The sequence below is a fragment of the Aliirhizobium cellulosilyticum genome (genome assembly GCF_014198105.1).
GTDB classification, from domain to species: domain Bacteria; phylum Pseudomonadota; class Alphaproteobacteria; order Rhizobiales; family Rhizobiaceae; genus Neorhizobium; species Neorhizobium cellulosilyticum.
Map to the genome: position 1 here is coordinate 294,456 of NZ_JACIGW010000003.1, position 26,236 is coordinate 320,691.

Here is a 26,236-nt window from a genome sequence, read left to right on the forward strand (position 1 = left end):
TGCTGCTCCATAAGCGGGCTCTGTTGCCCGAATTGATTGATATCCGACGGGCTCAAGCCGTCATCAGCGCTTCCTTTGCCCGACCGGGAATGGCCTCGATCAGGCTTTTCGTGTAGGGGTGCCGGGGCGTGTCGAAGATCTCGCTCCCCGTACCAAGTTCGACGACCTCACCCTTCTGCATCACCATAACGCGGTCGCAGATCTTGGCCGCAACGCGCAGGTCATGGGTGATGAAGACGAGGGAGAGGTTGAGGTCTTTTTTCAGCTGGCCCAGCAACTCCAGAACCTGAGCCTGGATCGAAACGTCGAGCGCAGACACCGCCTCGTCGGCGATGATGATCTCGGGTTCGAGCGCCAGTGCCCGGGCAATGCCGATACGCTGCCGCTGACCGCCGGAAAACTCGTGCGGAAAACGGTTGGTTCCTTTGGGATCGAGCCCGACCATCTCCATCAGCTCGGCGGCTCGCGCCAGCGCCTTTTTCTCATCCTCACCATAGGCGATCGGCCCCGAGGCGATGATGCGCCCGACCTTTTCGCGCGGATTGAGCGACGAATACGGGTCCTGGAAGATCATCTGCATTCGGCGGCGCATGGCGCGCAGTTCCTCGCCCTTCAGATGCGCCATATCCTGTCCGCCGAGCAGAACGCGGCCGCTTTCGGGGTCCTGCAGCCGCACGAGGCAGCGACCGACCGAAGACTTGCCTGAGCCGCTTTCTCCGACGATGCCGAGCGTTTCGCCGCGCCCGAGCGTGAACGACACGTCCTTGACGGCATGCACTTCACGGACCTTGGAAAACAGGCCACCGCCCATGCGATAGATTTTCGACAGGTTCTCGACGGCAAGCAGCGGCTCGCGGGTTTCGATACGCGCCACCCCTTCGCCGGGACGCGGGATCGCCGCGATCAGCTTCTTCGTATAGGGGTGTTGCGGCGAGAAAAGCACCTCTTCGGCCGTTCCCTGCTCGACGATGCGGCCGAGCTGCATCACCGTCACATAGTCGGCGATCTCGGCCACGACGCCGAAATCGTGGGTGATGAACATCACCGCCATGTTGCGCTCCTTCTGGAGCCCGGCGATGAGTTTCAATATCTGCGCCTGCGTCGTCACGTCGAGCGCCGTTGTCGGCTCGTCGGCGATCAGCACTTCCGGCTCGAGCGCCAGCGCCATGGCAATCATCACACGCTGACGCTGACCGCCGGAAAGCTGAAACGGATAGCTGTCGGCGGCTCGCGGCGGGTCGGGCAGACCGACCTCTGTCAGAAGCGAAAGCGCCTTTTCCTTGCGCTCCTTCGGAGTCAGAAGACCATGCGCCTCGAACACTTCCTCGATCTGCGCCGAGACTTTCATCAGCGGGTTGAGCGCTGACATCGGCTCCTGGAAGATCATCGCCACCCGGCGACCGCGAATGGCGTAGAGCGCATCTGCAGGCATGGTGATCAGATCGGTTGCGCCAAGCAGGATACGCCCCTGCGCCACGCGAACAGTGTCGGGAAGAAGCCCCATCAGCGCATTGGCCGACATGGATTTGCCCGAACCGCTTTCGCCGACCACGCAGAGCATCTCACCGGGAAAGAGCTTGAAGGAGACGCGGTCGACCGCATAGGGACGATCCGCGCCGTCCGGAAGTGCGATGCTCAGCCTGTCGATATGGACGACCGGTTCGCCCCTCCCCTCCTCCTTCAGCGCACCCGGATGGATGACGGCGGCAGCGGTTTCGTCGGATGTCACGGCATTGGTGTCGATCATGTCTGCCATGGTTACCTCCCCTTGCGCGCAAGGCGCGGGTTGAGGGCGTCGTTCAGCCCTTCGCCGACAAGATTGAGTGCCAGCACGGTCAGAAGGATTGCAAGGCCGGGAAAGAAGCTGACCCACCAGGCCTGACGGATCACCGTGCGGCCCGCGCCGATGATATAGCCCCAGGACATGATATTGCGGTCGCCTAGCCCCAGGAAAGACAGCGAGCTTTCGATCAGGATCGCCGCCGCAACCATCATCGAGGCCAAGACGATGATTGGCGAGAGCGTGTTCGGCAAGATCTGCCGCCAGATGATCGTCGAATGCATCTGGCCGGAAAGCACGGCGGCCTCGACGAATTCACGCGACCGGAGCGACATTACCTCGCCACGCAGAAGCCGGGCAACCGGCGGCCACGAGACCACGGCAATCGATATGACGATCGAATAAATGCTCGGCTGGAAGATCGCCACCAGCACCACCGCCAGCGCGAAGCTCGGCACGCTCTGGAAGAATTCGGTAAACCGCATCAGCAGATCATCGACCCAGCCGCCGAAGTAACCGGCTATGGCACCGATCGGAATGCCGATCAGCAGCGAAACGACCGTCGAAACGAGACCAACCAGAAGCGACACCCGTGCGCCGTGGGCGAGACCCGCCGCAAGGTCGCGTCCCATCGGATCGGTGCCGAGCACGAAAGCATCCATGGTGAAGGGCGGAATGAACGGCCGCTGCACCATCGCCCAGGGCGACTTGGTGTAGATGAAAGGAGCGACGATCGAAAGAACGACGACCAGAAGCAGGATGACCAGGCCGACGACGGCGCCTCGGTTCTGCGAAAAACGTTTCCAGAAATCCTTCATGACGTCACCTTGATGCGCGGATCGACGAGGCGGTAAAGCACGTCGGTGATGAGGTTGAAGAGCAGGACCATCGCGGCGGAGACGACAAAGACGCCGAGCAGCAGATTGTAGTCGCGCTGCGAAAGGGCATCGAACATCAGCCGGCCGATGCCCGGCCATGCGAATACTGTCTCGATCAGCACCGCGCCGCCGACGAGCTGCCCTGCCTGCAGGCCGGCAAGCGTGACGACCGGCAGAAGCGCATTGCGCAGCACATGGCGGCGCTGGATGACGCCGGGACGCAGGCCCTTGGCCTTGGCGGTCTTGACGAAATCGAGCCTGCCGACCTCCAGCATCGAAGCGCGGGTCATGCGGGCATAGACGGCCATGAAGAACAGCCCGAGCGTCATAGCCGGCAGGATAAGGTGCAGGAAGATATCAAGCGCCCGGGCAAAGCCGGTATGGTTCGCGCCAACAGTTTCGTAACCGAAGCCGGGCAGCCAGCCGAGTTGGACAGAGAATAAAAGCACGCCCATCAGCGCCAGCCAGAACAGCGGCGTGGCGTAGAAGATCAGCGCGACCAGTGAGATGATCGTGTCGGCCCATTTGCCCTGACGAGCCGACGCGAAGGCTCCGGCCGCAACGCCGAGGCCGAGCGAGATCACAAAGGCAGAAAGGGAAAGCAGCAGTGTCGCCGGCAGGCGCTCGCCGATCAGCTGCAGCACCGGCAATTGCTGGCGGTAGGAATAACCGAGATCGAGCTGGACCACCGAGGAAACGTAGATCCAGAGCTGCATGTAAAGCGGTTTGTCGAGGCCGAAGCGTTCTCTGAGCTGTTGCAGGAAGGCAGGATCGGCATCACCTGCTTCGCCGGCCATGACCGCTGCCGGATCGCCCGGTGCGGCATGGATGAGGAAGAAATTGAGCACGGTGATACAGATCAGGATCACGACTGCCTTCAGCAATCGCCCCGAGATGAATCTCAGCATGAGCACGGCTCCGACTAGATTTTTCAGGTCAGGAATGAGCCAGGCGGAGACGGATCTCCGCCTGAATGTCGATTACTTCTTGATCCAGGCGTCGCGCATGGATTCCGGCAGGCCGGAGGCGGTCGTCACGATATCCTGAACCTTGCAGTTGTAGATCGTCGGGAAACCGAGTTCGAGCAGCCAGGCGACCGGAACGTCTTCCTGAAGCTTCTTCTGCGCCTGGTCGTAGAGTTCCTGACGCTTGGACGCCGGATAGGCGACTGCAGCCTCGTCGAACAGCTTGTCGAGGTCGGGATTGGAATAGCCCTCGACATTGTTAAACGGGTTGCCCTTGGCGATCTGCGAAGTCTTGTAGTTGCGGTCCACGCCGATTGCCGGGTCACCATTCTGATAGAGGTAGGTGAAGGCGATGTCGTATTCCCAGTTGGATGTGCGCTGGTTCCAGCCGGCAACGTCGGCTGCTTCGATTTCGATCGGAATACCGACCTCTTCGAGGTTCTGCTTCACTGCTTCGGCCCAACGCTGCCAGGTCTCGCCATAGGGAAGCGGCAGGAGCTTCAGCGGCTTGCCGTCGTAGCCGGCTTCCTTGAGCAGTTTCTTGGCCTTGTCGACATCATGCGGGTATTTCGGCTCGACATCCTTGTAGAAAGGGAGCTTTGACGACAACGGCCCGGTCGCAACCTTGCCGTAGCCGTTCCACAGAACGTCCTTGGCGAATTCGCGGTCGAGCGCATACATCACCGCCTGACGGAACTTCACATTGTCCATCGGCGCTTTGCGGTTGTTGAGCCACAGCCAGGAGAGCGGTGCGAAATATTCCCAGCCCTTTTCTGTCGTGCAGGTATTGGGCAGGTCCTTGAGCCGCGGAATGTCGAAATTCTCGACTGAGCCGCCCGGCACCACATCGATATTGCCGGTCTCGAAGGCGACCGACCGCGACGCGCCGTCCGGAATGACCTGGTAATACAGTTCGTCGAGATAGGGCTTGCCCTTCACGTAATAGTCGGGGTTCTTGACGAGATGGATATAGCTGCCGCGCTTCCATTCGTCGAACTTGAACGGGCCGGTGCCGATCGGCTTGTCGTTGGCCGGATTGGTGGCGTAGTCGGTGCCCTCATAGATATGCTTGGGCAGGACCGGCATCGTGTAGAACGCCAGGCCACGGATGAAGGCCTCGAAAGGCTGCTTCAGCTTGAACACGACGGTCTTGTCGTCCGGTGCCGTGACGCTTTCCACATGGGTCATCAGGTTGCGATGACGCGGCTGCATCTTCATCAGGTAGTCGTTGGCGGAAAACAGTACGTCGGCCGAGGTCATCGACTTGCCGTCATGCCACTTCACGCCATCCTGCAGCGTGAACGTATAGGTCAGGCCGTCATCGGAGACCGTCCACGACTTGGCGAGCGACGGCTCGGGCTTGAGGTTCTCGTCGTAGCGCAGCAGGCTCTCGTAGATATTGCCGCCGACAAGCAGAGCCGGGCCGTTGGTGGTTGTGCCGATCATGATGCTTGGCGGCTCTGGCTGAACAATGAGGTTCAGCTTGCCGCCCGGTACAGCCTGGGCAAAAGCCGCTGTCGTCGTCATGAAAATGGCTAGGGATGCAGAAATCAGTCGTCGCATGAAGTTCCCCTTTATGGATTTTCGTTTGCGTGCAGACGTCACTTCGTGATCGTACCGGAACTACAATATACCGATATATCGATACATCATCTTGACTCCGGCCTTTGGCACCTGTCAAGCAAGGCAGGTGATTTTTTGCATAAAACTTGAACTCGAAAACTGGTCGCTCAAAAAATGATCAACTTGCGGAAAATCGCGACGCCATATGCTTTGAAGACAGACAAGCAGCAGCAATGAGGTCCTGATAAAGATGGAATTGATAAGCCGGACGGACACAAAAATCCCCCACATCGCGCTGGTCAGCAGCACGCTCGATCTCACCTTTCTGAAGACCGCATTCGAGGCTTCAGGCCTGAATGTGCGGCTGAGTATCTACCCCGAGCCCGGTTTCAAGGACGCCGATGTCGCCGTGGCGTGGAACCCGCCGCACGGGCTTCTGGCCGATATGCCGAACGTGAAAATGGTGCACAGCATTGCCGCAGGCCTGGACAATATCTTCGCCGATCCGAAGCTTCCCGCCGTCCCCGTCTGCCGTGTCGTCGACAGCCAGCATGCGCTTGGCATGGCGGAATATGCGATCTGGTCCGTGCTGCTGTTTCACCGGGAAATGGACCGGCACCTGCAAAACGCCGCGCACAAACGCTGGGAGCGCCCCGGACAGAAAGCGGCACAGGATTATACCGTCGGCATACTGGGTTTCGGCGCAATCGGCCGCACTGTTGGGCGCAGTCTGCGCGCCCTCAACTACAATGTTCGCGGATGGGCGCGCTCGCCCAAGGAAGAGGCGGGGATCGCCACCTATTGCGGCGACGCGCAACTGCCGGATTTTCTCAACGGTTGCGATGCGCTGATCTGCTTGCTTCCCCTTACCGACGCCACCCGCGGCATATTGAATGCCGACCTCTTCGCCCACCTGCCGCAGGGTGCCGCGATCATCAACATGGGCCGTGGCGAGCACATGGTGGAGGCCGATCTTCTGGCCGCGATCGACACAGGCCATCTGCGTGGCGCAGTTCTCGATGTCTTCCTCAAGGAGCCCCTCCCCGAGGAAAGCCAGTTATGGACCCATCCCAAAATCTTCGCCACGCCGCATATCGCCTCGATGCCCGATCCGCGTGATGTCGCCGCGCAGATTTTCGAGAATGCCACGAGGGTTCTGGCCGGACAGGAGCCGCTCAATTCCGGCAGTCGTGAAAGCGGTTATTGAGCCGCAGGCGCCAGCATCACGTCCAGCGTCGACAGATCGAAGCCGGGTTCCTGCACGATCAGGCCCGGCTGATCGGCAAACACATATTCGACGACTGCCGCGATATCGTCGAGATGCCGCCGCATCAGATCATGGGCGCGATCGGCATCGCCGGCGCTGATCGCTTCGTAAATCGCCCGGTGCTCCTGCTCGACCTCGTCAAAATAACCCGACCGCGGGATGGCGAAGCGCCTTATCCGGTCAAGCTGCCCTGTCGCATTGTGAATGGTCTGCCAGACATCCGGGAAACCGGCCATCGTGCAGATCAGCCGGTGAAAGTCATTGTCGACCGCAAAGGACTGGTCGTAGTCCTGACGCTTGGCCGCATCCCCCTGCAGGAACATCAGAAGGTCGAAATCCCGGTCCCGCACGGCGTCATGGGAACGCGCGGCTAACCGCACCATCCGCAATTCCAGGCTGGAACGGATGAGATGCCCCTCGATCACGCCCCGTAAGGAGATGCTGTTGACGAAAGTGCCGCCGCTCGGCACCACATTGACCAGCCCTTCCTGCGCAAGACGTAACACCGCCTCGCGCATCGGAGTGCGCGACACGCCGAGTTCGGCGCAGGTTTCCTTCTCGCTGATCGTCGCGCCCGGCTCCATCTTCATGGTGATGATCGCATGGCGGATGTAGTTATAGGCCGTCAGCGCCTTGGGTTGACCCACCGCATTTCCGGGCAGGAAGTCGGACTGATTTAAACGTGTGTTCATCCCGGTCCTCCTTCCCTGAAGGTCTTCAGCCAGCGCCATACCGATATATCGCGGCTTCTCCCTAGCCTCTTCTCCGCCGTTTGCAAGGAATATCGTCAGGTTTGCAAGCAAAGCTCCGCCCCGCGGGTGTTCTGCATCCACGTGAACGCGCTACAGGGAAACTTCCGAAACGTAGCTGCGGCGCTAGATCGCAGCCACCTCCTTTTTCCGCCGGACGATCAGCACCACGGCAGCAAGCAGCAGGGTGCCGAAGATGAACAGGAAGGCCGCGGCGGCGATCGCCGGGCTGATATTGTCGCGAATGGTGGAAAACATCTGGCGCGCCAGCGTTCTCTGGTTCGGCCCGGCGACGAACAGCGTCAGCACCACCTCGTCCAGCGACGTCGCAAATGCCAGAACCGCGCCGGTGAGGATGCCGGGCATGGCAAGCGGCAGGGTCACCTTGCCGAATACCCTTTGCGGCGAAGCACCAAGACTTGCCGCGGCAAGCTCCACCCGCCTGTCGATGCCTGCGAGCGATCCGGAAACGCTGACGATGACGAAGGGCACCGCCACGACCGTATGCGCGATGATCACCGCCAGATGCGTATTGGCAAGCCCGATACGCGCCAGGAGGATCTGCATGCCGATGCCGAGCACCACCGCTGGCACCACCATCGGCAGCATGAACAGCGTGCGGATCACGCCGCCGATCATCGGCAACCGCCGGCGCAGACCGAGTGCCGCCAGCACGCCGAGCACCGTCGCCAGCGCCGTGGTTCCGAAACCGATGATCAGGCTGTTGACGATCGCCCTTTGCCAGACAGGCAGGGTAAACAGCTCGACGAACCAGCGAAACGAGAATGACGGTATCGGATAGACGAGAAGCAGGCTCGAAGTGAAGGCAAGCGGCATCATGACCAGAAGCGGAACGATCAGGAATGCCGCCATCAGCGCTCCGAAGAGCCATTGCAGTGTTTTGGCCGGCATCAGGCGCTCCTTTCCCGCTGGGTGGCGAGCCGGTCATAGACGGCATAAAGAATGATGGTGACGACAAGCAGCACGATGCCGAGCGCACTCGCCATGCCCCAGTTTCCGGAATTCTGGGCATGAAAGGCGATGAAGGAACTGATCATCTGATCACCCGCCCCGCCGATCAGCGCCGGCGTGATGTAATATCCGATCGCCGACATGAAGACGAGCAGCGAGCCGGCGGCAATGCCGCCAAAGCTGAGCGGCAGCAGCACCCGAACGAAGGCTCTGAGCGGATGCGCCCCGAGCGAGGCCGCCGCCGGCATCAGATTCTTCGGAATGGTCAGGAGCACGCTGTAGATCGGCAGCACCATCATCGGCAAAGACACATGCGTCATCGCGATGATCACCCCGGTGCGGTTGAAGATCAGCGCCAGCGGACCGGCGATGATGTTGAGATCCATCAGGGCCGAATTGATCAGCCCCTGTTCCTGCAGCAGGATGAACCATGCGGCAGTGCGCACCAGAAGCGAGGTCCAGAGCGGCAACAACACGGCTGCCAGCAGTGCCTGCTTTTTCCAGCCGGTCGCAACCGTGATCAGCAGCGCATAGGGATAACCGAGCAGCACGCAGAAGATTGTGACTGTCGCGGAAATCCAGAATGTCCGCCCGAAGATCGCCACGTTGATCGTCTGCTCGGGTGGCTGTGAAACGATTTCACCGGCATCGTTTCGCATCAGGTCGACGGCGGCGAGAAGATAGCGATCGGTCGTCGGCGAAAGCGCATCGGTAATCGCCTTCCAATATTGCGGCTGGCTCCATTTCCTGTCGAGTGCGACGAGGTCGATCAAGCCTTCCGGCGTCTCCTGCACAGCCCTCAGCGTCTTGCTCATCAGCGTCCGGAAGCCGGATTGGGCGCTGTTCAGGCGGCGTACCATGTCACCGACGGCCTGTTCGTCGGTTGCGGCGCGCAGATCGGTCACGAATGCCGCCTGCAGGTCTTCGCCCGGGGCGCTTTCTCCATCCCAGGAGGAGGCGACCTTGGCGGTCTCCGGCAAGAGCCGCGCTACCGCATTGTCCGAAACCGATTGCGTCAGCACGGAGCCGAGCGGCCAGATGAAGAACAGGCAGATAAACAGGAAAAGCGGAGCGACCAGAAGAAACGGCCCGCTTTTCTGCAGAAAGCTCTTGCCGCTCATCATGCAATCACCTTGCAATCCTCGGGGCTGAAAAACGCCGTGACCTGAGCGCCGCGCTGCGGCTCCGGCGACCTGCGGTCGAGGCGCACGACATAAGATGCGTCCGCGGGACCAGCGAGCTGCACACGCAGATGGTCACCCTGATAGACACAGTCCGTCACGATCGCGGAAATGGCATTGTCCGGCAGGCCTGCATTGTTGCTCAGGCCGTCCGTCAGCGAAAGCCGTTCCGGTCGAAGCGACACCGAGACACCCTGCCCTGCCGCCAAACCACCGGAGCCGGCGACACGCACCACATCACCGCCGTTCAGGCGGATCACGGCGGATGCCGGCTCAACCGTCTCCACCGTGCCGTCGATCAGGTTCGTCTCGCCGATGAATTCAGCCACGAAACGTGTCGCCGGCTCGTCATAGACCTGACGCGGCGTGCCGATCTGCTCGATCTTGCCCTTGTTGAACACGGCAATCCGGTCGGACATCGTCAGCGCCTCGCCCTGATCATGGGTGACGAACACGATCGTCAGCCCGAGCCGCTGATGCAGCGCGCGGATATCGAGCTGCATCTGTTCGCGCAGGTTCTTGTCGAGTGCACCGAGCGGCTCGTCCATCAGCACCACGCGCGGCTCGAAGACGAGCGCACGGGCAAGCGCCACGCGCTGCTGCTGGCCACCGGAAAGCTGCGACGGCTTGCGTTCCGACAATGCACCGAGCTGCACCATGTCGAGTGCCGTCTTTACACGGTTCGCGATTTCAGCCCTGGAAATCCCCCGCATCTGCAGCGGAAAGGCGACATTGGCGCCGACGGTCATATGCGGAAAGAGCGCGTAGTTCTGAAACACGACACCCATGTCGCGCTTGTGCGACGGTACGTCATTGACCCTGTAGCCGTCGACGAGGATCTGGCCTTCAGTTGCAGTCTCGAAGCCGGCCAGCATCATCAGAAGCGTCGTCTTGCCCGATCCCGATGGCCCGAGAAGACTGACGAACTCGCCCTTCTCGATATCCAGCCTCAACTTGTCGACTACGCATTGCTGTCCGTAATATTTGCTGACGCCATCGAAGCGTATGCGGAATTCGGCCACGCCATTCCCCTTTTTCAGTCGCTGGATACGGTTAGCCGATCGGTCGCGCTCATCTGGCGGGCCGTATCCATCCGTTTTATGTCGGCTAAAGAGGGAGGCCGCATGTCTGCGGCCTCCCGATCATCGGGAAATGGCTTGATTACTGCGCCAGCCAGGCGTTGAAGCGTGCCGTCAGCGCTTCGGAATTGTCGATCCAGAAATCGACATTGAGCGGGATCGCCTCTTTCAGGTTTTCCGGGTTGGTCGGCAGGTTGGCGTCGATTTCGGGCGGAATGGTCGCAGCAGCCTTCTTGTTCGGCATGCCGTAATCCACCTTCAGCGGCAGCTTGGCCTGATTTTCAGCCTGGCTCGCGAATGCGATGAAATCCAGCGCCGCATCCTTGTTCTCGGCGCCCTTGAGGATCACCCAGCTGTCGATCGCATACATGCTTTCCGGCCAGACCAGCTTGAAATTCTTGCCTTCCGCCTTGTTGATGCCGGTGACGCGGCCGTTATAGACCGCGGCGATGGAAACTTCGCCGGATGCGAGATACTGCACCGGCTGCGCACCGGCTTCCCACCAGACGATATTCGGCTTCAGCTCGTCGAGCTTCTTGAAGGCGCGGTTGACGCCTTCATCGGTCGACAGGACGTCATAAAGTTCCGCCGGCTTCACGCCATCGGCCAGAAGCGCGAATTCGAGATTGTATTTGGCGCCCTTGCGCAGCGAACGCTTGCCCGGGAACTTCTTCGTATCCCAGAAATCGACCCAGTTTTTCGGGCCGTCCTTGAGCTTGTCGCCGTCATATCCCATCGCCAGCGACCAGTAATAGACGCCTGCACCGCACTCGTTGACGGCTTCCGGCAGGAACTCGTCCTTGACGCCGATCTTGTCCCAGTCGAGCTTTTCGTAAAGACCATCGGCGCAACCAAGCGCCAGCTCTTCGGCCTCGACCTGCACGACGTCCCAGTTCGGAGCGCCGGCCTTCATCTTGGCCTGCAAAACGCCGTAACCGCCGTCCCAGCTTTCTTCCAGGAATGGTTTGCCGGACTTTTGCGAGAACGGCTTGAAATAGACGTCGCTCTGCGCCGCCTGCGCCACGCCACCCCAGCCGACAATCGTCAGGTCGCGTGCATTTGCCTGCCCCGCTATAAATGCCGTGGAAGCAAGCGCGAACATGCCGAAGGCTGCGGTCTTGAAGAGATTTTTCATTTCGTTCCCCTGATTGGGCCCGGACTGTTATCCTGGGCCTTGGACGTTGATACGGATCCTTTCGTTTCCTCCAGCAGGGTGCGCAGTTGGCCTGCGTCTATCCTTAGATGACAGGGTCAGACATGTTGTCCGCCGTTGATGTGGATTTCCGCACCGTTGATGTAGGACGATTGTTCGGTGCAGAGAAAATAGATGGTCTTGGCAACTTCGATGGTCGTGCCGAGCCGACCAAGCGGCACTTCGGCCTTGACCAGTTCGTCGGTGCCTGGCGACAGGATCGAGGTCGCGATCTCGCCCGGCGCAATCGCATTGGCGCGAATGCCACGCGGACCGAATTCATGCGCCAGTTCGCGGGTCAGTGCAGCAAGCCCGGCCTTCGACGCAGCATAGGCGACACCGGCAAACGGGTGCACGCGGGAGCCGGCAATAGAGGTAACGTTGACGATCGATCCCTGTGCGGCCTCTAGTTCCGGCAACAACGCCCGCGCCAGAAGCGCCGTAGAGACGAGGTTGACGTTCATGACCTTCATCCAGGTCTCTGCATCTGTTTCCGCGACACCGAGGCGGCTGCCGCCCGGTCCCTTGGGCGAAATCCCGGCATTGTTTACCAGCGCTGCGAGCTTCCCGTCAGGCAACCGTTCACGCACTGTCGCGGCAAGCGCATCGATCGTCGATAGGTCTGCGAGATCGGCCTGGATGTGGCTTTCGCGGGCAGACGGCCAGCGGCATTCCTCGGAAAAGGGCTGGCGCGAAACCGTCAGGATCCGCCAGCCATGCTCCATGAACAGCTTGACCGTCGCGTGACCAATGCCGCGGCTGGCGCCGGTCAGAAGCATGTAGGGGGTGGTCGTCAATCAAAAACTCCCTGGGTCCTGCATCGGACCCGTTACCCGATATATCGGTATGTTAGCGACGGATTAATCGTTTGCAAGCGGTTTTCATACCTTCGAACGACGCAAGGCAATCTTTAATGGCGATCAGGCCTCTATCGGAATAGTGAGGCATGAGACGACCAACTAGTGCAACGTCGATCATGAAGGATCGGCCGCAGAACATCGCGAAAAAAATCGCATGTGCCCTCCGGCTCACTCATCACTCCACGATGCGAAGGGTGGCAACATCGATAACGAAGGCAATTAGACGAAGCCCATAACCTGTTCGGTGCCGGAGCCCTAATGAGGTGTCACCCGGTCCAATGGACCAAGGACCGTCTGCTGTGCCAATGTCGCGCGATGGGCTAGTGCGTATGATATCTTGCAAGCACATCAACCTCATAAGCCTGGCGACCATAGAGAGGCAACATCAAAGCCTTCACACCTTAATTGCCCAACATTGCGAGCGCTACAGACACGGAAGTTCAGCTTCGTGATCCAGCACCATACGGAACGCATGCTCACGACCCGCCAACTTTAGCTTTGCCTAGGTAATTCCGGCGCGCGATGGCCCAAAGTCGAGGTGCGCCTCCAAAAGATGCCACGAGCCCAACCAGACCTGCCGAAATTCAGAGACACAGATGGACCAGAGCTTTGGCCAGCTTCTCGGCCACCATATGAAGATAGTCGTTATCGCAACCTTGCGCCGTTATGAACTGCGTGCCGACCCTAAGCGCATGCCGGCCAGGCAAGATTGGATTTTTGCACGTACCAACCAGAATCCCAAGCTTTTCCAAACCTTGCATCACCTGCGGCGGATTGAGATGATCTGCGAGCGGCAAAAGAATTTGATGGGTGAACTGCTCGCCTTCTGACGGAGCGATAACCTCTATGCCGAGTTCGCGTAACGCATTCGCAAGAACCTGCGAATTATGGCAAACCCTCGCAGCATATGCTTTCGCGCCAGCGCGCGTCTCCTGGAGCGTCAAGAGGAACGAGGGTAGCTTGCCGGCATCAAAATTGGCGAGGAATTTCTGATCGATGAGGGCCGCGAGCTTTTCGCCATCGCCTCGAATACGACCTGCGATGATACTATGCGGCCGACCGGCAATCGTCTTGTAGGTCGAGCTTGTCATCACATCGACACCAAGTGAAAGCGGATTTGGAAAAGCTCCACCCGCGATCAATCCCGAGACATGCGAGGCATCGAAGACAGTCTTTGCTCCCACCTCCTTGGCAGCAGTAACCACCGGCGCAAGCTCATCCGGCTTGATCATCACCGATCGACCGAGCATGACCATGGCAGGCGCAGATTTGCGGATCGCAGCGGCAGCGGCAGCGGCGTCAAGCCGGCATTTCTCCATATCGAAGGGCAGATCCTCGATTTCTAATCCGGCAAGATCAGGCGTACCACCGCGACGCTGGCTCAAGTGTCCGCCGTGATCGGCGGACGGTGCAAGCAGAAGATCGCCCGGCTTTGTGAACGCATGGAAGACCGCCATGTTGGCGATCGTGCAGCTTGGCAGCCGTGGCTCCGCCCATTCGGCTGAAAACAGCGCACAAATTTCAGATCGAACAGCCACTTCCAATCGCGAAACGAGATCGGTCTCCGGCTGCTCCTTGTCGAAACTCGGCCCCATGGCAGGATAGGCGCTCAGACCTGCGGAATAGGCCTTTTGTGCTGCCTCGCTCGGAAGGTTTGCGCCGGCATAAAGCACGATGCGCTCACGCGACAACACCCAACTTCTCTCCGCAGCCGCCTGCAGTAGATCGTTTTCGTTCCAGACGTCGATATCCATTTTCAAGCCAGTCAGTGTACGAGAATCTTGGAGAGGAACTGCTGTGCCCTTTCGCTGCGCGGTTTGCCGAAGAAGTCGTCCTTATCGGCATCCTCGACGATCTCGCCGCGATCCATGAAGATCACGCGGTTCGCCACTTTGCGGGCAAAACCCATCTCGTGGGTGACGACCATCATCGTCATGCCGTCACGGGCAAGTTCTACCATCACGTCCAGCACTTCGTTGATCATCTCGGGATCGAGTGCCGATGTCGGCTCGTCGAACAGCATCGCGATGGGATCCATGGCAAGCGCCCGCGCGATGGCGACACGCTGCTGCTGGCCGCCGGAAAGTTGACCCGGAAATTTCTCCGCATGGGCGGCAAGACCGACGCGATCAAGCAGAGCCATGCCCTTCTCCATTGCAGCATCCTTCGATCGCTTCAGAACCTTCACCTGAGCAAGCGCCAGGTTCTCACGGATATTGAGATGCGGGAAAAGCTCGAAATGCTGGAACACCATCCCCACCCTAGACCGCAGAAGCGGGAGATTTGTCGTCGGCGCCGAGACAGTTGTACCGTCGACGATGATATCGCCACTATCGATAGGCTCCAGCCCGTTGATCGTCTTGATCAGCGTCGACTTGCCCGAGCCCGACGGACCACAGACAACCACGACCTCACCCTTGGAAACCCATGTCGAGCAATGCGACAGGACCTGGAAATCTCCGTAGGTCTTGCTGATGTCTCGAAGTGTAATCATGCTCATGAAGTGCCCCTAGCGAATGATCGCGACACGCTTCTGCAATCGTCTGACTGCCTGCGACGCGATGAGGGAAATGATGAAATAGACGACTGCCGCGAACACATACATTTCGAGCAGCCGGCCATCGCGCTGTGCGATCTTGGCGGCGGCACCGAGGAAATCGGTGATCGAGAGAACGTAGACGAGCGATGTGTCCTGGAAGAGGATGATGGTCTGCGTCAGGATCAGCGGCAGCATGTTTCTGAGCGCTTGCGGCAGGATGACGTAGAAGAGCGCCTGCCGGTCGGTCATGCCGAGCGCGCTGGCGGCAAGCGTTTGTCCCCGCGGCAGCGACTGAATGCCCGAGCGCACGATTTCGCAGAAATAGCAGGCCTCAAACAGGGTGAAGGTGATCACGGACGACCAGAATGGATCGATCCTGACCGGGCTGGACGAACCTGTCAGCCACTGCGCCAGGAACGGCACAAGGAAATAGAACCAGAAAATGACAAGCACGAGCGGCAGCGATCGCAGCAGGTTCACGTAGCCGCCGGCGATGGCTGACAATATGCGGTTGTCGGAAAGTCGCATGACCGCAAGCAGAGTACCGAAAATCATGCCGCCGATCGTGGCGCAAAGCGTCAGCGTCAGCGTGAACGACATACCCGTCAGGAACAGATAAGGAAGCGCGTGGACGATGGTTTGAAAATCGAAACCGGACAGCATCTCAGCGCCCCCGTCCAGCGATACGATTGCCGAGCCCCGGAATGACTGCCGCTTTCTCGACAGAACGCATGGCAAAAACGATGACCATGTTGAGCGCCAGATATAGAACCGTTGCAGCTGCGAAAGCCTCGAAGACCTGGAATGTGTTCTCCTGCATGGCGCGGGCGGTACCGGTGAGTTCCACCAGACCGATCGCAATGCCGACCGAGGTGTTTTTGGTGCAGCTCAGAAATTCCGATGTGATAGCCGGCACGACGATGCGATAGGCGACAGGCAGAAGAACGTAACGATAGGTTTGCGGCAAGGTCAGGCCAAGTGCCTGTCCGGCCATCTTTTGCCCCCTGGAAAGGCTAAGCAGGCCGGCGCGCACCACTTCGGCCATACGGGCAGCATGGTAGAAACCAAGGCAGACTGCGGCCGTGTAGAATTGGGCGTTGGGAAACTGTTTCAGCCACATTCCCGCATCCCGTGGCAACACTTCCGGCAGCACGAAGTACCAGAGGAACATCTGCACCAGCAGCGGGATGTTGCGGAAGACCTCGACGAACACCATGCCCGACGTCTGCACCCAGCCGATTGGCGCAGTACGCGCCACGCCGACGACGGAGCCAAGAACGAGCGCGATGGTAAACCCGACGACTGCGGTTGCCGCCGTCCAGCCGAGCCCCCAGAAAAGGGTCGTAAGATACGTGTTGGTACCATCGAGCGAAGGCTCGAAGAAGATCCACCAATTCCAGTGATAATTCATGGGGGGTGTCCGTCGAATAGCAGATCCTCCCGGCCGCAGTTCCGGCTCTGGGCCGACGCTGCGACCGGGAGGGTAAAAAATATCAGCGATAGAGATCCGGGTTCGGATCGTCGGTCGGATTAGCGATGACCTTCTTCAACTGGGCTGACATCGGGAAGTTCATGTTGATGCCCTTCGGCGGAATGGGCTGGGTGAACCACTTCTCATAGATGCCGTTGATCTCACCGCCCTTGTAGAGGCCTTCGATCGTCCCGTTGACCAGAGACTTGAAGCCGTCGTCATCGCGACGCAACATGATACCGTAGGGTTCAACCGACAGCGGATCAGACGACATCTGATAATCCTGCGGCGCCTTGGACGTAGCAGCAGCGCCGGCGATAGAGACGTCATCGAAGATCAGCGCCACAGCGCGATCGGTCTCCAGCGTCAGCATACCTTCGGCAAGATCCTTGGCCGAGAGGATTGTGAGGCCAAGGTTTTCGGCCGTGTTTGCCGCGTTGATCAGCTTCACGCTCGTTGTGCCGGAAAGTGTCACGACCGTCTTGCCCTTGGCGTCTGCCATGGAGGCGACAGGCGCACTCTTTTTCGACAGGATGCGAATGCCGGCAACGAAATTGGTGGTAGAGAAAGTCACCTGTTTCTGGCGTTCGACATTGTTGGTTGTCGTACCGCATTCCATGTCGATCGTGCCATTGACCAGAAGCGGGATGCGGGTTGTGCCCGTGACCGGCATATAGCTGACCTTCAGATCCGGCTTGCCGAGCTTGGCCTTTACCGCATCGACGACGCGTGCGCAGATGTCCATCGCGTAACCGATCGGCTTCTGCTGATCGTCATAATAGGAAAAGGGCACAGCGCCATCCCGGTGACCGACCGTTATCTCGCCGCGCTCGGCGATCTTGGCGAGAGTGGCGCTCTCTTCGGCGGCATGCGCAGGCAATGTGGCAAGCATCAGCGTCATCAGCGGCGCTGCGAGCAGTTTGATCGTCATGAAAGTTCCCCGGTTTGTTGATCCCCCGCCGATTGGCAGGTGAACAGGCCTGTTATTAGACCCATGCTTGGGGAAGCCACTTCGCTCGTCAACCAAAAACAGAATAATGAATTATGAATTTATTTTTCTGCCCAAAGCTTCGGCGAGAAATGAATATATGCTTCAATATTGACCTGCGATCGCCTCTTTAAGAGCCACTCTCCGCAGCGAATCTTGGCCCGTTGAGATCGTCCATCGAATGACGAACAGCCTCTGCCGTGTTCAACACGTGCTGTTTCATGATCGCTGAAAGACGTACCTTGTCACGAACACCGAGTGCAAAAAGCATCTCATTATGGTCATCGAGCGCCTGCTTCCAGTCATCGGGAAGCTGGCGCATCGTGTGGCGGATGTTGCGGATCTTGAGTTCCATGTTGCGATAAAGCGCAGTCAGCGCCGCATTGCCTGCGGCATCGAAGATTGCCATGTGAATGGCACGATTGAGCATGGCATATTCCAGCCGGTCGGATTGGTTGAATGCGGACAGCATACGCTCATGCATCTGCCGGATTTCTTCGACCTGCGGATCGGTGATTCTGTCACAGGCGAGTTCGCCGGCAAGCGCCTCCATGGCTGCAATGATCGGGAACAGCTCGGCCACTTCTTCTTCATCGAGGATCGCGACCCGGGCACCTCTCTGCGGTAGAAGCTCGAGCATGCCTTCGGCGGCAAGCGCCTTCAGAGCCTCTCTGAGTGGGGTGCGAGAGATATCGAACCTGTCACACAGTTCTTTTTCCGGGATCTTCTGACCCGGTTCCAGATGTCCATCGACGATCATCTCGCGGATAGCGTCGACAATTTCGCTATGTAGCGTGCGTCGCACGCCTGTGGTCCCAGAGATCAAGCTCGGCTCCCATCACGTTCGTAAGCGACAGCTAGTCTCAACCGAGTGAATTGTCATCCGATAACCCACAGAATATCCGCACTGATGATTGTTGCTGCAATCAAATCGGGCCAGAAGGCTAGACCGCCGCTAACAGGATCTACGGATCCCAAGCCTCAGGCGCATTGCATCCGGGACAACAGGCGCGCTGCCGGGAGTAAAAGTATACATAAGGCGCCGATGTCGAACCCATGCCTGTTTCTTTGCAAAAACCTTGCCGAAGCGACGCGCTTCAACGCAAATAGAGAGGTACCATAAACTACTGATCTCTGATAGATTTTCCTTAGAATCTCGTCGAGCCAAGCTGTGTTCTGCCAAGCGGCTCAGCATAACGCCATCGGACGAAAATGACCTCTATTATGCAAGGCATGAGTGAATGGCAGCCGGTTAATCTGCCTGGATCACAAACATTCGAAATCCACTCTCAACGCACCGGTGAAATCTACCGAATCCTAGTCCGCGCGCCCTTGGGGCCACCTCCACAGGCAGGCTATCCGGTTTTGTGGATGCTGGACGGGGACGCGAGCTTCCCACTCGTCTTTAGCAAGCCTGCAGGCGGGCTTTTCCCCCCGGCATCAACACCGGCAGATCTGGGCACGGGTCTGACCGTTGCAATCGGCTTTCCCGGCGGCACACCGTTCGATGCGCCCGCACGATCCAGAAACTACACACCGCAGCCGGATCAGGAGACCGGCGACATCGTCTCCAGTGTCTTCGGGGGCGCCAGGGATTTCCTGTATTTCCTCGTCGAAGAACTGCGTCCCGCGCTTGCCGCGCTCTATCCGCTGGACCCGACCCGCAACACCCTCTTCGGCTTCTCCTATGGCGGGCTCTTTACCGTCCACACACTGCTGCACTGTCCCGGCCATTTCCAGCGATATTGGGCCGCAAGCCCGTCACTCTGGTTCAGCGACGCGTTGATGATGCGCCGCATGCGCGAGGATGCGTCGACGAGAGCGGCCGAACGGCTTGTGATCACAGTCGGCAAGGACGAGCAATATGCAACGCACGCTCTGCCGGCCGGACGGCAGGACCACCTGTCGCGCCGGGCCATGGTCGACAATATCACGGAAGCTGCCGGCCTGATCGCCCGCGCCAACCCGACCATGAAGGTCGATCTGATCGTCGCTGCCGATCACGACCATTTCGACATGCTGCTGCATGGTGTCCGGCGCGCGCAGGCAATGGCCTTCACCGAGGCGGATTCGGCCGACTGAGATCGACCGCAAAACGAAAACGGCCCGGAACATTGGTTTCGGGCCGTCTTTTTGAGATTTGCAATCTCCTGATCAGAAAGTCGCGTTGAGCTTGAAGACAACGTTGCGCGGCTCGCCGTAGAAATTGAACACCGAAGTGCCACCTACCCGTTCGTAATATTTCTTGTCGAACACGTTGTTGACTGACAGGCTCGCCGTCAGATTTTCGTTGAACTTGTAACCTGCCTGTAAATCGACCACACCGTAACCCGGGGCTTCGATTGTGGTGGCTCCGCCTGCAGCCGTGCGTGAAATGTTCTGGAACGAGGAGAACAATTTCACGCCACCGCCAACGAAGATGCCGTCGGTCCAGGTGCCTGAGCCGTCAAACGTGTATTTGGTAAAGAGCTGAACCATATGCTCCGGGGTGTAAAACTCGGAGCCTGCAGCGCGCGTCGTGTTTTTGAACTGAGTATTTGTATAGGTGTAACCGGCCATTGCTTCCCAGTTGGGCAGGATTTCCCCATTGATCTCGAACTCAATGCCTCGCATATGCGCTTCACCTGCAGCAAGATAGTAACCGCTATGGGCCGGATCCGTATCTGAAACCGCGCGATTCTTGTCAGTCAGATCGAACCATGCCAGTGAAGCATTGAGATCTTCAGTCAATTCAGCCTTTAACCCGATCTCGTATTGCTCACCCGTACGCGGATCGAGAATGTCTTTCGTCGTGTATTCAAGAGAAGACTGCGGTTGGAAGATTTCCGTATAGCTGGCATATGCCGACAAGCGGTCTGTCAGGTCGTAAATGATGCCGGCATAGGGAGTGAATTCGCCGTTGACCTTGACCTCACTGGCTCCGGACTGAGCATCGTACCAGCTGAAGCGGCCACCCCCGATCAATGTCAGCTTGTCGATCGGCTTGATGCGCCACTGGCCATAGATACCATATTGATCGGTCTCCGTTTCGGCAGGGCTACCGAAATTGACGGTCGGCTTTGCGACGTTGGAACTCCAATCGTAGATATTCTGCGTCCCCGCGATCAGGCCGGTTGCCGTCCGCAGGCTGTCATCCGAACCACGATAGTCGGCGCCAGCGATTATATTGTTTTCAAGGCCAAAAAATTCGAAGGGCTTGCTGATGTGGGCATCTAGCGAAAACGAATCCTGCTGATAGTCGCGCGCCAGCCAGCGCGTTCCGCCAGTAATGCCTCCAGCAGTCGCGGATACATTGCCGGTTGGCGATGCGGCACTTGCCGCGTAAGCATAAAGGAAATTGACGTCCACATGCGAATAGAGCGCCGAAATCTTCGCATGGCCACCCTCATCGAAACGGTGCTCGAGTTCGGCGATATACTGCGTGACGTTGTTTTCGAAATTGTTCCAGTCCGCACCGGTATAGGTCGAACGCGGTAGATCGATCAGCGTCCCGTCTGCAAATGTCGGCAGGCCGTTGAACGGCGTGATGTCGCGGCGGGTGTGATTGATGCTCAGCGTTGCTGTCGTGTTGTCCGTGATGTCCGCCTGGATCGTGCCGTAGATGACGCCGACCTTGTTGTCGACGGTATCGATGAAGCTGTCCTTGGTCGAGAGCGCGCCGACAAGGCGGCCGCGCACCCGGCCGGACTTGGTCAGCGGTCCGGTCACGTCACCTTCGATACGCTTGCCGTCCCACGAGCTCATGATCGTGTTGATGCTGGCCTTGTACTGATCGGAAGCCTGCTTGAGGCGCATGTTGACGGCGCCGGCCGGCTCACCTGCCCCGCCGAAAAGACCGGAAGGCCCGCGCAGGATTTCGATATGGTCGACCACAACCATGTCCGGCTGGGTGCCGTAGATCGAAGAGACCGGCGTCGAAAGGCCGTTCATGTAAAGCGTGTCATATTCGAAGCCGCGCGAATAAAGGCTGGAGCGACCATCGTCATTGGTCAGCACCACGACGCCCGGCGTCTTGCGCATGACGGTATCGAGCGAAGAAAAATTGCCGTCGTCGAGACGTTCGCGCGTCATCACGGTGGTCGACTGCGGCACTTCGCGCAGGGTGCGCGTGTCCTTGTCGCCGACGCTGATTTCCTTCGTCGTATAGCTGTTCGTGCCTTCGGTCTCGTAGGTCGCACCTTCTAGCACGATCGGCGCCAGTTCCGTGCTGCTTTCCTGATTGTCGCTGCCGTCCTGCGCCTGCGCCGCAGTCGCAAGGCCCGTCAGCACGGTCGTCGCCAGCAGAATCTGCGTCATCCGCACGATTGCCTGCCGCTGTGCGATTGTCTTATTTCCGTTCATTCCCATACCCCTGGGCAACCAGTTCATTCCGCACGATTGTCGCGCCCCACACGGCAAACAGTGCCGGACGTCCCCGTCGCGGCTATTCTTGAGTGCATATTTCATGTATTCCTATACGTGGTCTTGCAAACCTCCGCTTTCGTTAATCACGCATAAACTTATGCAGGAGACCTGTGTGAACAGTGCCGTCGATCCCCTTCCGCCCGTGCTCGCCAATCCCAACCCCGTCCTGACGCGGCGCGAATTGCGCAAGAACGGCGTGCGCGTGCTCGATGGCGGCGATCAAGGCGATGCGGTTGTCGCGTGCGGCCTTGTGGGCCAGGTGCGGATGGATGGCATCCACGTCAATTTCGGCCGCCGCATGCAGGTCGACGATCTCGAGATGGAAGTGGCGCTCGACGCTCAGGTCTGCATAAAGATCTTCCTCGAAGGTTTCGTCGAGGCCTCGCTGAACGGGGTGCCGATGCCCATGCCGCAACGCACGGCGCAGGGACGCTGGCAATCATCCGCAATCATCGTTTCCCACGAAAACGGCGCGCGTCTGCGGCGGCGGGCGCGCAAGGGCCAGTATCTCGACAAGATGGTCATCGGCATGTCGCGCGAATGGCTGCAGCGCTTTTCAGAGACGAGCGAGTCTCCAGACACATTCCAGGCGCTTCTGGGCGGAGATCCCGGCTTCTGGCAATGGCAGCCCAATCGCAAGGTGGAATTCCTGGCCCGGCAGATGTTCGATATCGCCGCCCGCAAGCCGCCGTTTTCGGCCGTGCTTCTGGAAAGCCATACGCTCGCCATCGTCTATGAGGCGCTGACGGCCGCCTTCGGCTCCAATCCCGATGCGGTCATGCCGCCGACGAACCTGACGGCAGCCGAACAGCAGCGTATTTATGCGCTTGTGCAGTATATCGACCGTCATTCAGCCCAGGAACTGGCCGTTACCGAGATGGCGAACGAACTCGGCGCCAGCCAGGCGACGTTGCAGCGGCTGGTGCGCAAGGCGCATCATTGCTCGCTCAACGAGTTCATCCGCAATCGCTGGCTGACCGAGGCGCGCCAGGCGCTTCTCTTCAGCAATCGCAGCATTTCCGATATCGCCTACGAGGCGGGTTACGTGCATCTGTCGAACTTCACCACCGCTTTTCGCAAGCACTTCGGCTATCCGCCTTCGTCACTGCGGCGGCAAACGGGACAGGCCGAGGGCTGAACGACGCAGCCCGAACAATCCTGCGCGATGCGCTCATGTTTTGGTAGCGAGTGCCGGTCAGCGATGCTAATGCTGCCGCCCGCACGGGCTGCGAGCGGACGGTACGGCCCCTGCCCTTCCCACGCCGTCAGCGGAGAATGCAGCCATGAGGATTGCGACAACCAGCCGATTCGCGATGCGAATCGCCACAGCGGCGATTGCTTCGCTGCTATTCTGGTCGCAGGCCTCCGCCACCGAGACGTGGCCGCGCAGCTTTACCAATATTGATGGCAGCCAGACGGAAATACCCGCCAAGCCGAAGCGCATTCTCTCGACCTCGGTGACGCTGACGGGCACGCTTCTGGCGATCAAGGCTCCGGTTGTCGCGAGCGGCTCGGCCGCCAACGGTCAGTTCTTCGCCCAGTGGGAAAAGGTCGCCAAGGAGAAAAACGTCGACAATGCCTGGCCGGCCGGCAAGGTCGATCTGGAAGCTGTCTATGCCACCGAACCCGATCTCATCATTGTGACGGCAAGCGGCGCAGGCTCGACCAGGGACCAGCTTGCCGCCTTCCGGCAGGTCGCGCCGACCATTCTCGTCGATGACGGCGCCCTTTCCTGGCAGGAACTTGCAACCGAACTGGGCCGCGCGACGGGGCTGGAGGAAGAGGCCGCCGCATCGATCGCCGATTTCGACGCCTATGTTGCGGCAGCCAGAGCCAGGATCGAGATCCCGGCCGGCAAGGCCAATATCATCAGCTTCAACGGAGCAGGCCAGAGCAACCCGATCGGGCGACCGGGCGGTCCGCATGCATCCCTTCTGTCAGCCCTCGGCTTCGACATCGAGGCTCCGGACCCGGCATGGCACACGCAGGCGGCAAGCCGCGACGATTTCGTCTGGGCGGATTACGAGCGGCTGGTGGATCTGAAGGCCGAAACAACATTCCTCCTGCGCGTGGATGACAGCAAGGCGGCAGCTTTCCGCAACGACCCCGTGCTTGCCAACCTGCCCTCGGTGAAGAACGGCCAGGTCTTCGGGCTTGGCATCCATTCCTTCCGTATCGACTATTACAGCGGCAAGGAAATCGTCGACGGCATCGTCTCCAGGTTCGGAAACTGAGGTCTTGCGAAGCTGCCCGAACAGCACAGGAACGCCGACTCATATGCGCGATCGCCGCCTGACGGCGGGGCTCTGCGCGCTCTTCGTGCTGCTTCTCGCCGCGGTCTTATTCGGCATCGTCGCCGGCGCTCGGCCCATCCCGTTTGCCACCACCTGGAACGCGATCACCCATTTCGATCCCGCCGACAGCGATCATCTTCTGGTTCGGCTGCTGCGTATTCCCCGCACGCTGCTTGCCGTCGTGGTTGGCGCAGCACTTGGGGCGGCCGGCACGATCATGCAGGCGCTGACCCGCAATCCCTTGTCCGATCCGGGCATTCTCGGCATCAATGCCGGGGCGGCAATGGCCGTCACGGGCGCGATTGTCGTGTTGGGCATAACCGATGTGACGGCCTATATGGGCTTCGGCATCGCTGGGGCCGCCTTTGCCGGAGCGGCCGTCTATCTGCTCGGCAATCTCGGGCAAAACGGCGATCCGGTGCGGGTTGTCCTCGCTGGCGCAGCACTTTCCGTCGTTCTTTTGTCGCTGACCCAGATCGTTCTGGTCAACAGCGATGAACAGGTCTTCGACCAGTTTCGCAACTGGTCCGTCGGCTCGCTTCAGGGCCGCGGTTATGCGGTTCTTGTGCCTGCTCTCGCCCTCTCTTCGGTCGGCATCCTGATCGCACTCACCCTGACCAGGGCCTTGGACACGGCAGCCCTCGGTGCGGATCTCGCCAAGGCGCTCGGCGACAATCCATTACATATCTGGAGCCTTTCGGCGCTTGCCGTGATCATTCTTTCCGGTGCCGCGACGGCGGCAGCAGGTCCGATCGGCTTCATCGGCCTCACTGCGCCGCATATCGCCCGGTTGATCACCGGCCCCGGTCACCGCTGGCTGCTGCCCTATGCGATGACCATCGCCGCCCTCCTGACAGTCAGCGCCGATGCGCTCGGGCGGATCATCGCACCACCCGGAGAAGTCGGTGTCGGCATCATGGTGGCACTGATGGGCGGACCGTTCTTCATCGCGCTCGTTCGCCGCCACCGGATATCGAAACTATGAGCCGCGCATCCGCCTCCAGTTCCACCGGCACGGCTCGCCGGCTTGTCTGGCGCAGCCGGCGTATGTCCTTTGCCGTCGCCATCCGCCCGATCGCGATCACGCTCTGCCTGATGGTCCTCACACTCCTCGCCGCACTTTTTGCCATCACGCTCGGGCGTGTCTCGGTTCCCTTCATGGAGGTCGTGTCAACGCTTCTCGGATATGGAGAGGGTGGCATGCGGCAACAGGTCATCATCAACCTGCGCCTGCCGCGCCTGCTCGTCGCGATCTTTGCCGGCGCATCGCTCGGCGTCTCGGGTGCCGTATTCCAGTCCGTGTCCCGCAATGCGCTCGGCTCGCCGGATGTGATCGGCTTCACCACCGGGGCCGCGACAGGCGCGCTGCTACAGATCGTCATTTTCGGTGGAGGCCCGCTTGCCGTGGCGCTGTCGGCCATGCTCGGCGGACTGGTGACGGCAACCTTCGTTTACCTCCTGTCATTCCGGCAGGGGATGACAGGAGGTTATCGTCTGGTCCTGATCGGGATCGGTGCCGGTGCGACGCTCAATGCCCTTAACGGCCTGATGCTAGTGAAGGGCGACCTCGACAACGCAATCGCCGCCAATCTCTGGCTTGCCGGTTCGCTCGATGCCCGCAACTGGGATCACGCATCGACCGTGATCGGCGGCGCGCTTCTGCTCATTCCGCTGGTCGGCCTTGCCGCGACACGGCTGCGGATGATCGAGATGGGCGACGATCTGGCCCGGCAACTGGGCGTCAATGTCGAGCGAACGCGGTTCGCCATGATCGCCTGCGCCGTTCTTCTCGCCGGCGTTGCAACCGGCGCGGCGGGACCGATCGCCTTTCTGGCGCTGGCGGCACCGCAGCTTGCGGCACGTTTGACCGCCTCGCGCGGAATGCCGGTCGTGAGCGCCGCAGCCATGGGGGCTTTCCTTCTGGTCATCGCCGATCTTGTGACCCAGTACATTGCCGCAGATATTGTCCTGCCCATCGGGCGGACGACCGGCCTTGTCGGCGGACTCTATCTTCTGTGGCTGCTCACGCGATCAAAACAGCGCTGACGGCAGGG

23 protein-coding genes are annotated in these 26,236 nt (G+C 59.7%); 6 read left to right on the forward strand and 17 right to left on the reverse strand.

Annotated elements, in window-relative coordinates; all coding sequences use genetic code 11:
• Nucleotides 1-52 precede the first annotated feature (52 nt).
• From GGE33_RS15830 to GGE33_RS15845, 4 genes are all read right to left on the reverse strand, one after another.
• Complete coding sequence (locus tag GGE33_RS15830) at nt 53-1,747, reverse strand: ABC transporter ATP-binding protein (RefSeq protein WP_183825615.1); 1,695 nt, start codon at nt 1,745-1,747, stop codon at nt 53-55.
• Between the two features lie 11 nt (nt 1,748-1,758).
• Nucleotides 1,759-2,598 (reverse strand): ABC transporter permease, encoded by an 840-nt coding sequence (locus GGE33_RS15835; protein WP_183824841.1) that lies wholly within the window; start codon nt 2,596-2,598, stop codon nt 1,759-1,761.
• Nucleotides 2,595-3,566 carry an ABC transporter permease gene (locus GGE33_RS15840; protein ID WP_183824844.1) on the reverse strand — a complete coding sequence of 324 codons (972 nt, stop codon included), beginning with the start codon at nt 3,564-3,566 and terminating at the stop codon, nt 2,595-2,597. The genes GGE33_RS15835 and GGE33_RS15840 overlap by 4 nt, the downstream gene beginning before the upstream one ends.
• A 72-nt stretch (nt 3,567-3,638) precedes the next feature.
• Nucleotides 3,639-5,186 (reverse strand): ABC transporter substrate-binding protein, encoded by a 1,548-nt coding sequence (locus tag GGE33_RS15845; protein ID WP_183824847.1) that lies wholly within the window; start codon nt 5,184-5,186, stop codon nt 3,639-3,641.
• A 250-nt stretch (nt 5,187-5,436) separates the two neighbouring features.
• Here GGE33_RS15845 and GGE33_RS15850 point away from each other — a divergent pair, with 250 nt between their 5' ends.
• Nucleotides 5,437-6,393, forward strand: a complete 957-nt coding sequence (locus tag GGE33_RS15850; RefSeq protein WP_183824850.1) for a 2-hydroxyacid dehydrogenase — start codon at nt 5,437-5,439, stop codon at nt 6,391-6,393.
• Here GGE33_RS15850 and GGE33_RS15855 read toward each other — a convergent pair.
• The 12 genes from GGE33_RS15855 to GGE33_RS15910 form a co-directional block, all read right to left on the reverse strand.
• The gene (locus tag GGE33_RS15855) at nt 6,387-7,145 is read right to left on the reverse strand and encodes a GntR family transcriptional regulator (RefSeq protein WP_183824853.1); all 759 of its coding nucleotides are present in this window, start codon (nt 7,143-7,145) and stop codon (nt 6,387-6,389) included. The genes GGE33_RS15850 and GGE33_RS15855 overlap by 7 nt on opposite strands.
• 183 nt (nt 7,146-7,328) lie before the next feature.
• Nucleotides 7,329-8,114, reverse strand: coding sequence for an ABC transporter permease (locus GGE33_RS15860; protein ID WP_148144701.1), 786 nt, complete (start codon nt 8,112-8,114; stop codon nt 7,329-7,331).
• Complete coding sequence (locus GGE33_RS15865; protein WP_148144700.1) at nt 8,114-9,295, reverse strand: ABC transporter permease; 1,182 nt, start codon at nt 9,293-9,295, stop codon at nt 8,114-8,116. The genes GGE33_RS15860 and GGE33_RS15865 overlap by 1 nt, the downstream gene beginning before the upstream one ends.
• Nucleotides 9,295-10,377, reverse strand: coding sequence for a polyamine ABC transporter ATP-binding protein (locus tag GGE33_RS15870; RefSeq protein ID WP_148144699.1), 1,083 nt, complete (start codon nt 10,375-10,377; stop codon nt 9,295-9,297). Before GGE33_RS15870 ends, GGE33_RS15865 begins: the two co-directional genes overlap by 1 nt.
• A gap of 139 nt (nt 10,378-10,516) precedes the next feature.
• The gene (locus GGE33_RS15875) at nt 10,517-11,569 is read right to left on the reverse strand and encodes an ABC transporter substrate-binding protein (protein WP_148144698.1); all 1,053 of its coding nucleotides are present in this window, start codon (nt 11,567-11,569) and stop codon (nt 10,517-10,519) included.
• Nucleotides 11,570-11,685: 116 nt separating this feature from the next.
• Complete coding sequence (locus tag GGE33_RS15880) at nt 11,686-12,405, reverse strand: SDR family NAD(P)-dependent oxidoreductase (protein WP_148144765.1); 720 nt, start codon at nt 12,403-12,405, stop codon at nt 11,686-11,688.
• Nucleotides 12,406-13,070: 665 nt separating this feature from the next.
• Nucleotides 13,071-14,240: a PLP-dependent transferase gene (locus GGE33_RS15885; protein WP_210303686.1), complete on the reverse strand. Its 1,170-nt coding sequence runs from the start codon at nt 14,238-14,240 to the stop codon at nt 13,071-13,073.
• A gap of 11 nt (nt 14,241-14,251) precedes the next feature.
• Entirely contained in the window at nt 14,252-14,980 is a 729-nt protein-coding gene (locus GGE33_RS15890) for an amino acid ABC transporter ATP-binding protein (RefSeq protein WP_148144763.1), read from the reverse strand.
• A 15-nt stretch (nt 14,981-14,995) separates the two neighbouring features.
• The gene (locus GGE33_RS15895; RefSeq protein WP_183824856.1) at nt 14,996-15,688 is read right to left on the reverse strand and encodes an amino acid ABC transporter permease; all 693 of its coding nucleotides are present in this window, start codon (nt 15,686-15,688) and stop codon (nt 14,996-14,998) included.
• A 1-nt stretch (nt 15,689) separates the two neighbouring features.
• Complete coding sequence (locus GGE33_RS15900) at nt 15,690-16,436, reverse strand: amino acid ABC transporter permease (protein ID WP_148144696.1); 747 nt, start codon at nt 16,434-16,436, stop codon at nt 15,690-15,692.
• Nucleotides 16,437-16,518: 82 nt separating this feature from the next.
• Nucleotides 16,519-17,427, reverse strand: a complete 909-nt coding sequence (locus GGE33_RS15905; RefSeq protein ID WP_183824859.1) for a transporter substrate-binding domain-containing protein — start codon at nt 17,425-17,427, stop codon at nt 16,519-16,521.
• Between the two features lie 187 nt (nt 17,428-17,614).
• Nucleotides 17,615-18,310 (reverse strand): GntR family transcriptional regulator, encoded by a 696-nt coding sequence (locus GGE33_RS15910; RefSeq protein ID WP_183824862.1) that lies wholly within the window; start codon nt 18,308-18,310, stop codon nt 17,615-17,617.
• Nucleotides 18,311-18,717: 407 nt separating this feature from the next.
• On the opposite strand from GGE33_RS15910, the gene GGE33_RS15915 reads away from it, so the two are divergent.
• Nucleotides 18,718-19,566 (forward strand): alpha/beta hydrolase, encoded by an 849-nt coding sequence (locus GGE33_RS15915; protein ID WP_246436212.1) that lies wholly within the window; start codon nt 18,718-18,720, stop codon nt 19,564-19,566.
• A 72-nt stretch (nt 19,567-19,638) separates the two neighbouring features.
• Here GGE33_RS15915 and GGE33_RS15920 read toward each other — a convergent pair whose 3' ends face one another.
• Complete coding sequence (locus tag GGE33_RS15920) at nt 19,639-21,825, reverse strand: TonB-dependent siderophore receptor (RefSeq protein WP_183824869.1); 2,187 nt, start codon at nt 21,823-21,825, stop codon at nt 19,639-19,641.
• A gap of 175 nt (nt 21,826-22,000) precedes the next feature.
• Between GGE33_RS15920 and GGE33_RS27860 the strand changes: the two genes are divergently transcribed.
• From GGE33_RS27860 to GGE33_RS15940, 4 genes are all read left to right on the forward strand, one after another.
• The gene (locus tag GGE33_RS27860; protein ID WP_183685343.1) at nt 22,001-23,026 is read left to right on the forward strand and encodes a helix-turn-helix domain-containing protein; all 1,026 of its coding nucleotides are present in this window, start codon (nt 22,001-22,003) and stop codon (nt 23,024-23,026) included.
• Nucleotides 23,027-23,171: 145 nt separating this feature from the next.
• A complete protein-coding gene (fepB, locus tag GGE33_RS15930; protein ID WP_183824872.1) occupies nt 23,172-24,122 on the forward strand; it encodes a Fe2+-enterobactin ABC transporter substrate-binding protein in 951 nt (316 codons plus the stop codon).
• A gap of 43 nt (nt 24,123-24,165) precedes the next feature.
• Nucleotides 24,166-25,167: a FecCD family ABC transporter permease gene (locus GGE33_RS15935; protein WP_183824876.1), complete on the forward strand. Its 1,002-nt coding sequence runs from the start codon at nt 24,166-24,168 to the stop codon at nt 25,165-25,167.
• Nucleotides 25,164-26,228, forward strand: coding sequence for a FecCD family ABC transporter permease (locus GGE33_RS15940; protein WP_183824881.1), 1,065 nt, complete (start codon nt 25,164-25,166; stop codon nt 26,226-26,228). Before GGE33_RS15935 ends, GGE33_RS15940 begins: the two co-directional genes overlap by 4 nt.
• Nucleotides 26,229-26,236: the final 8 nt, after the last annotated feature.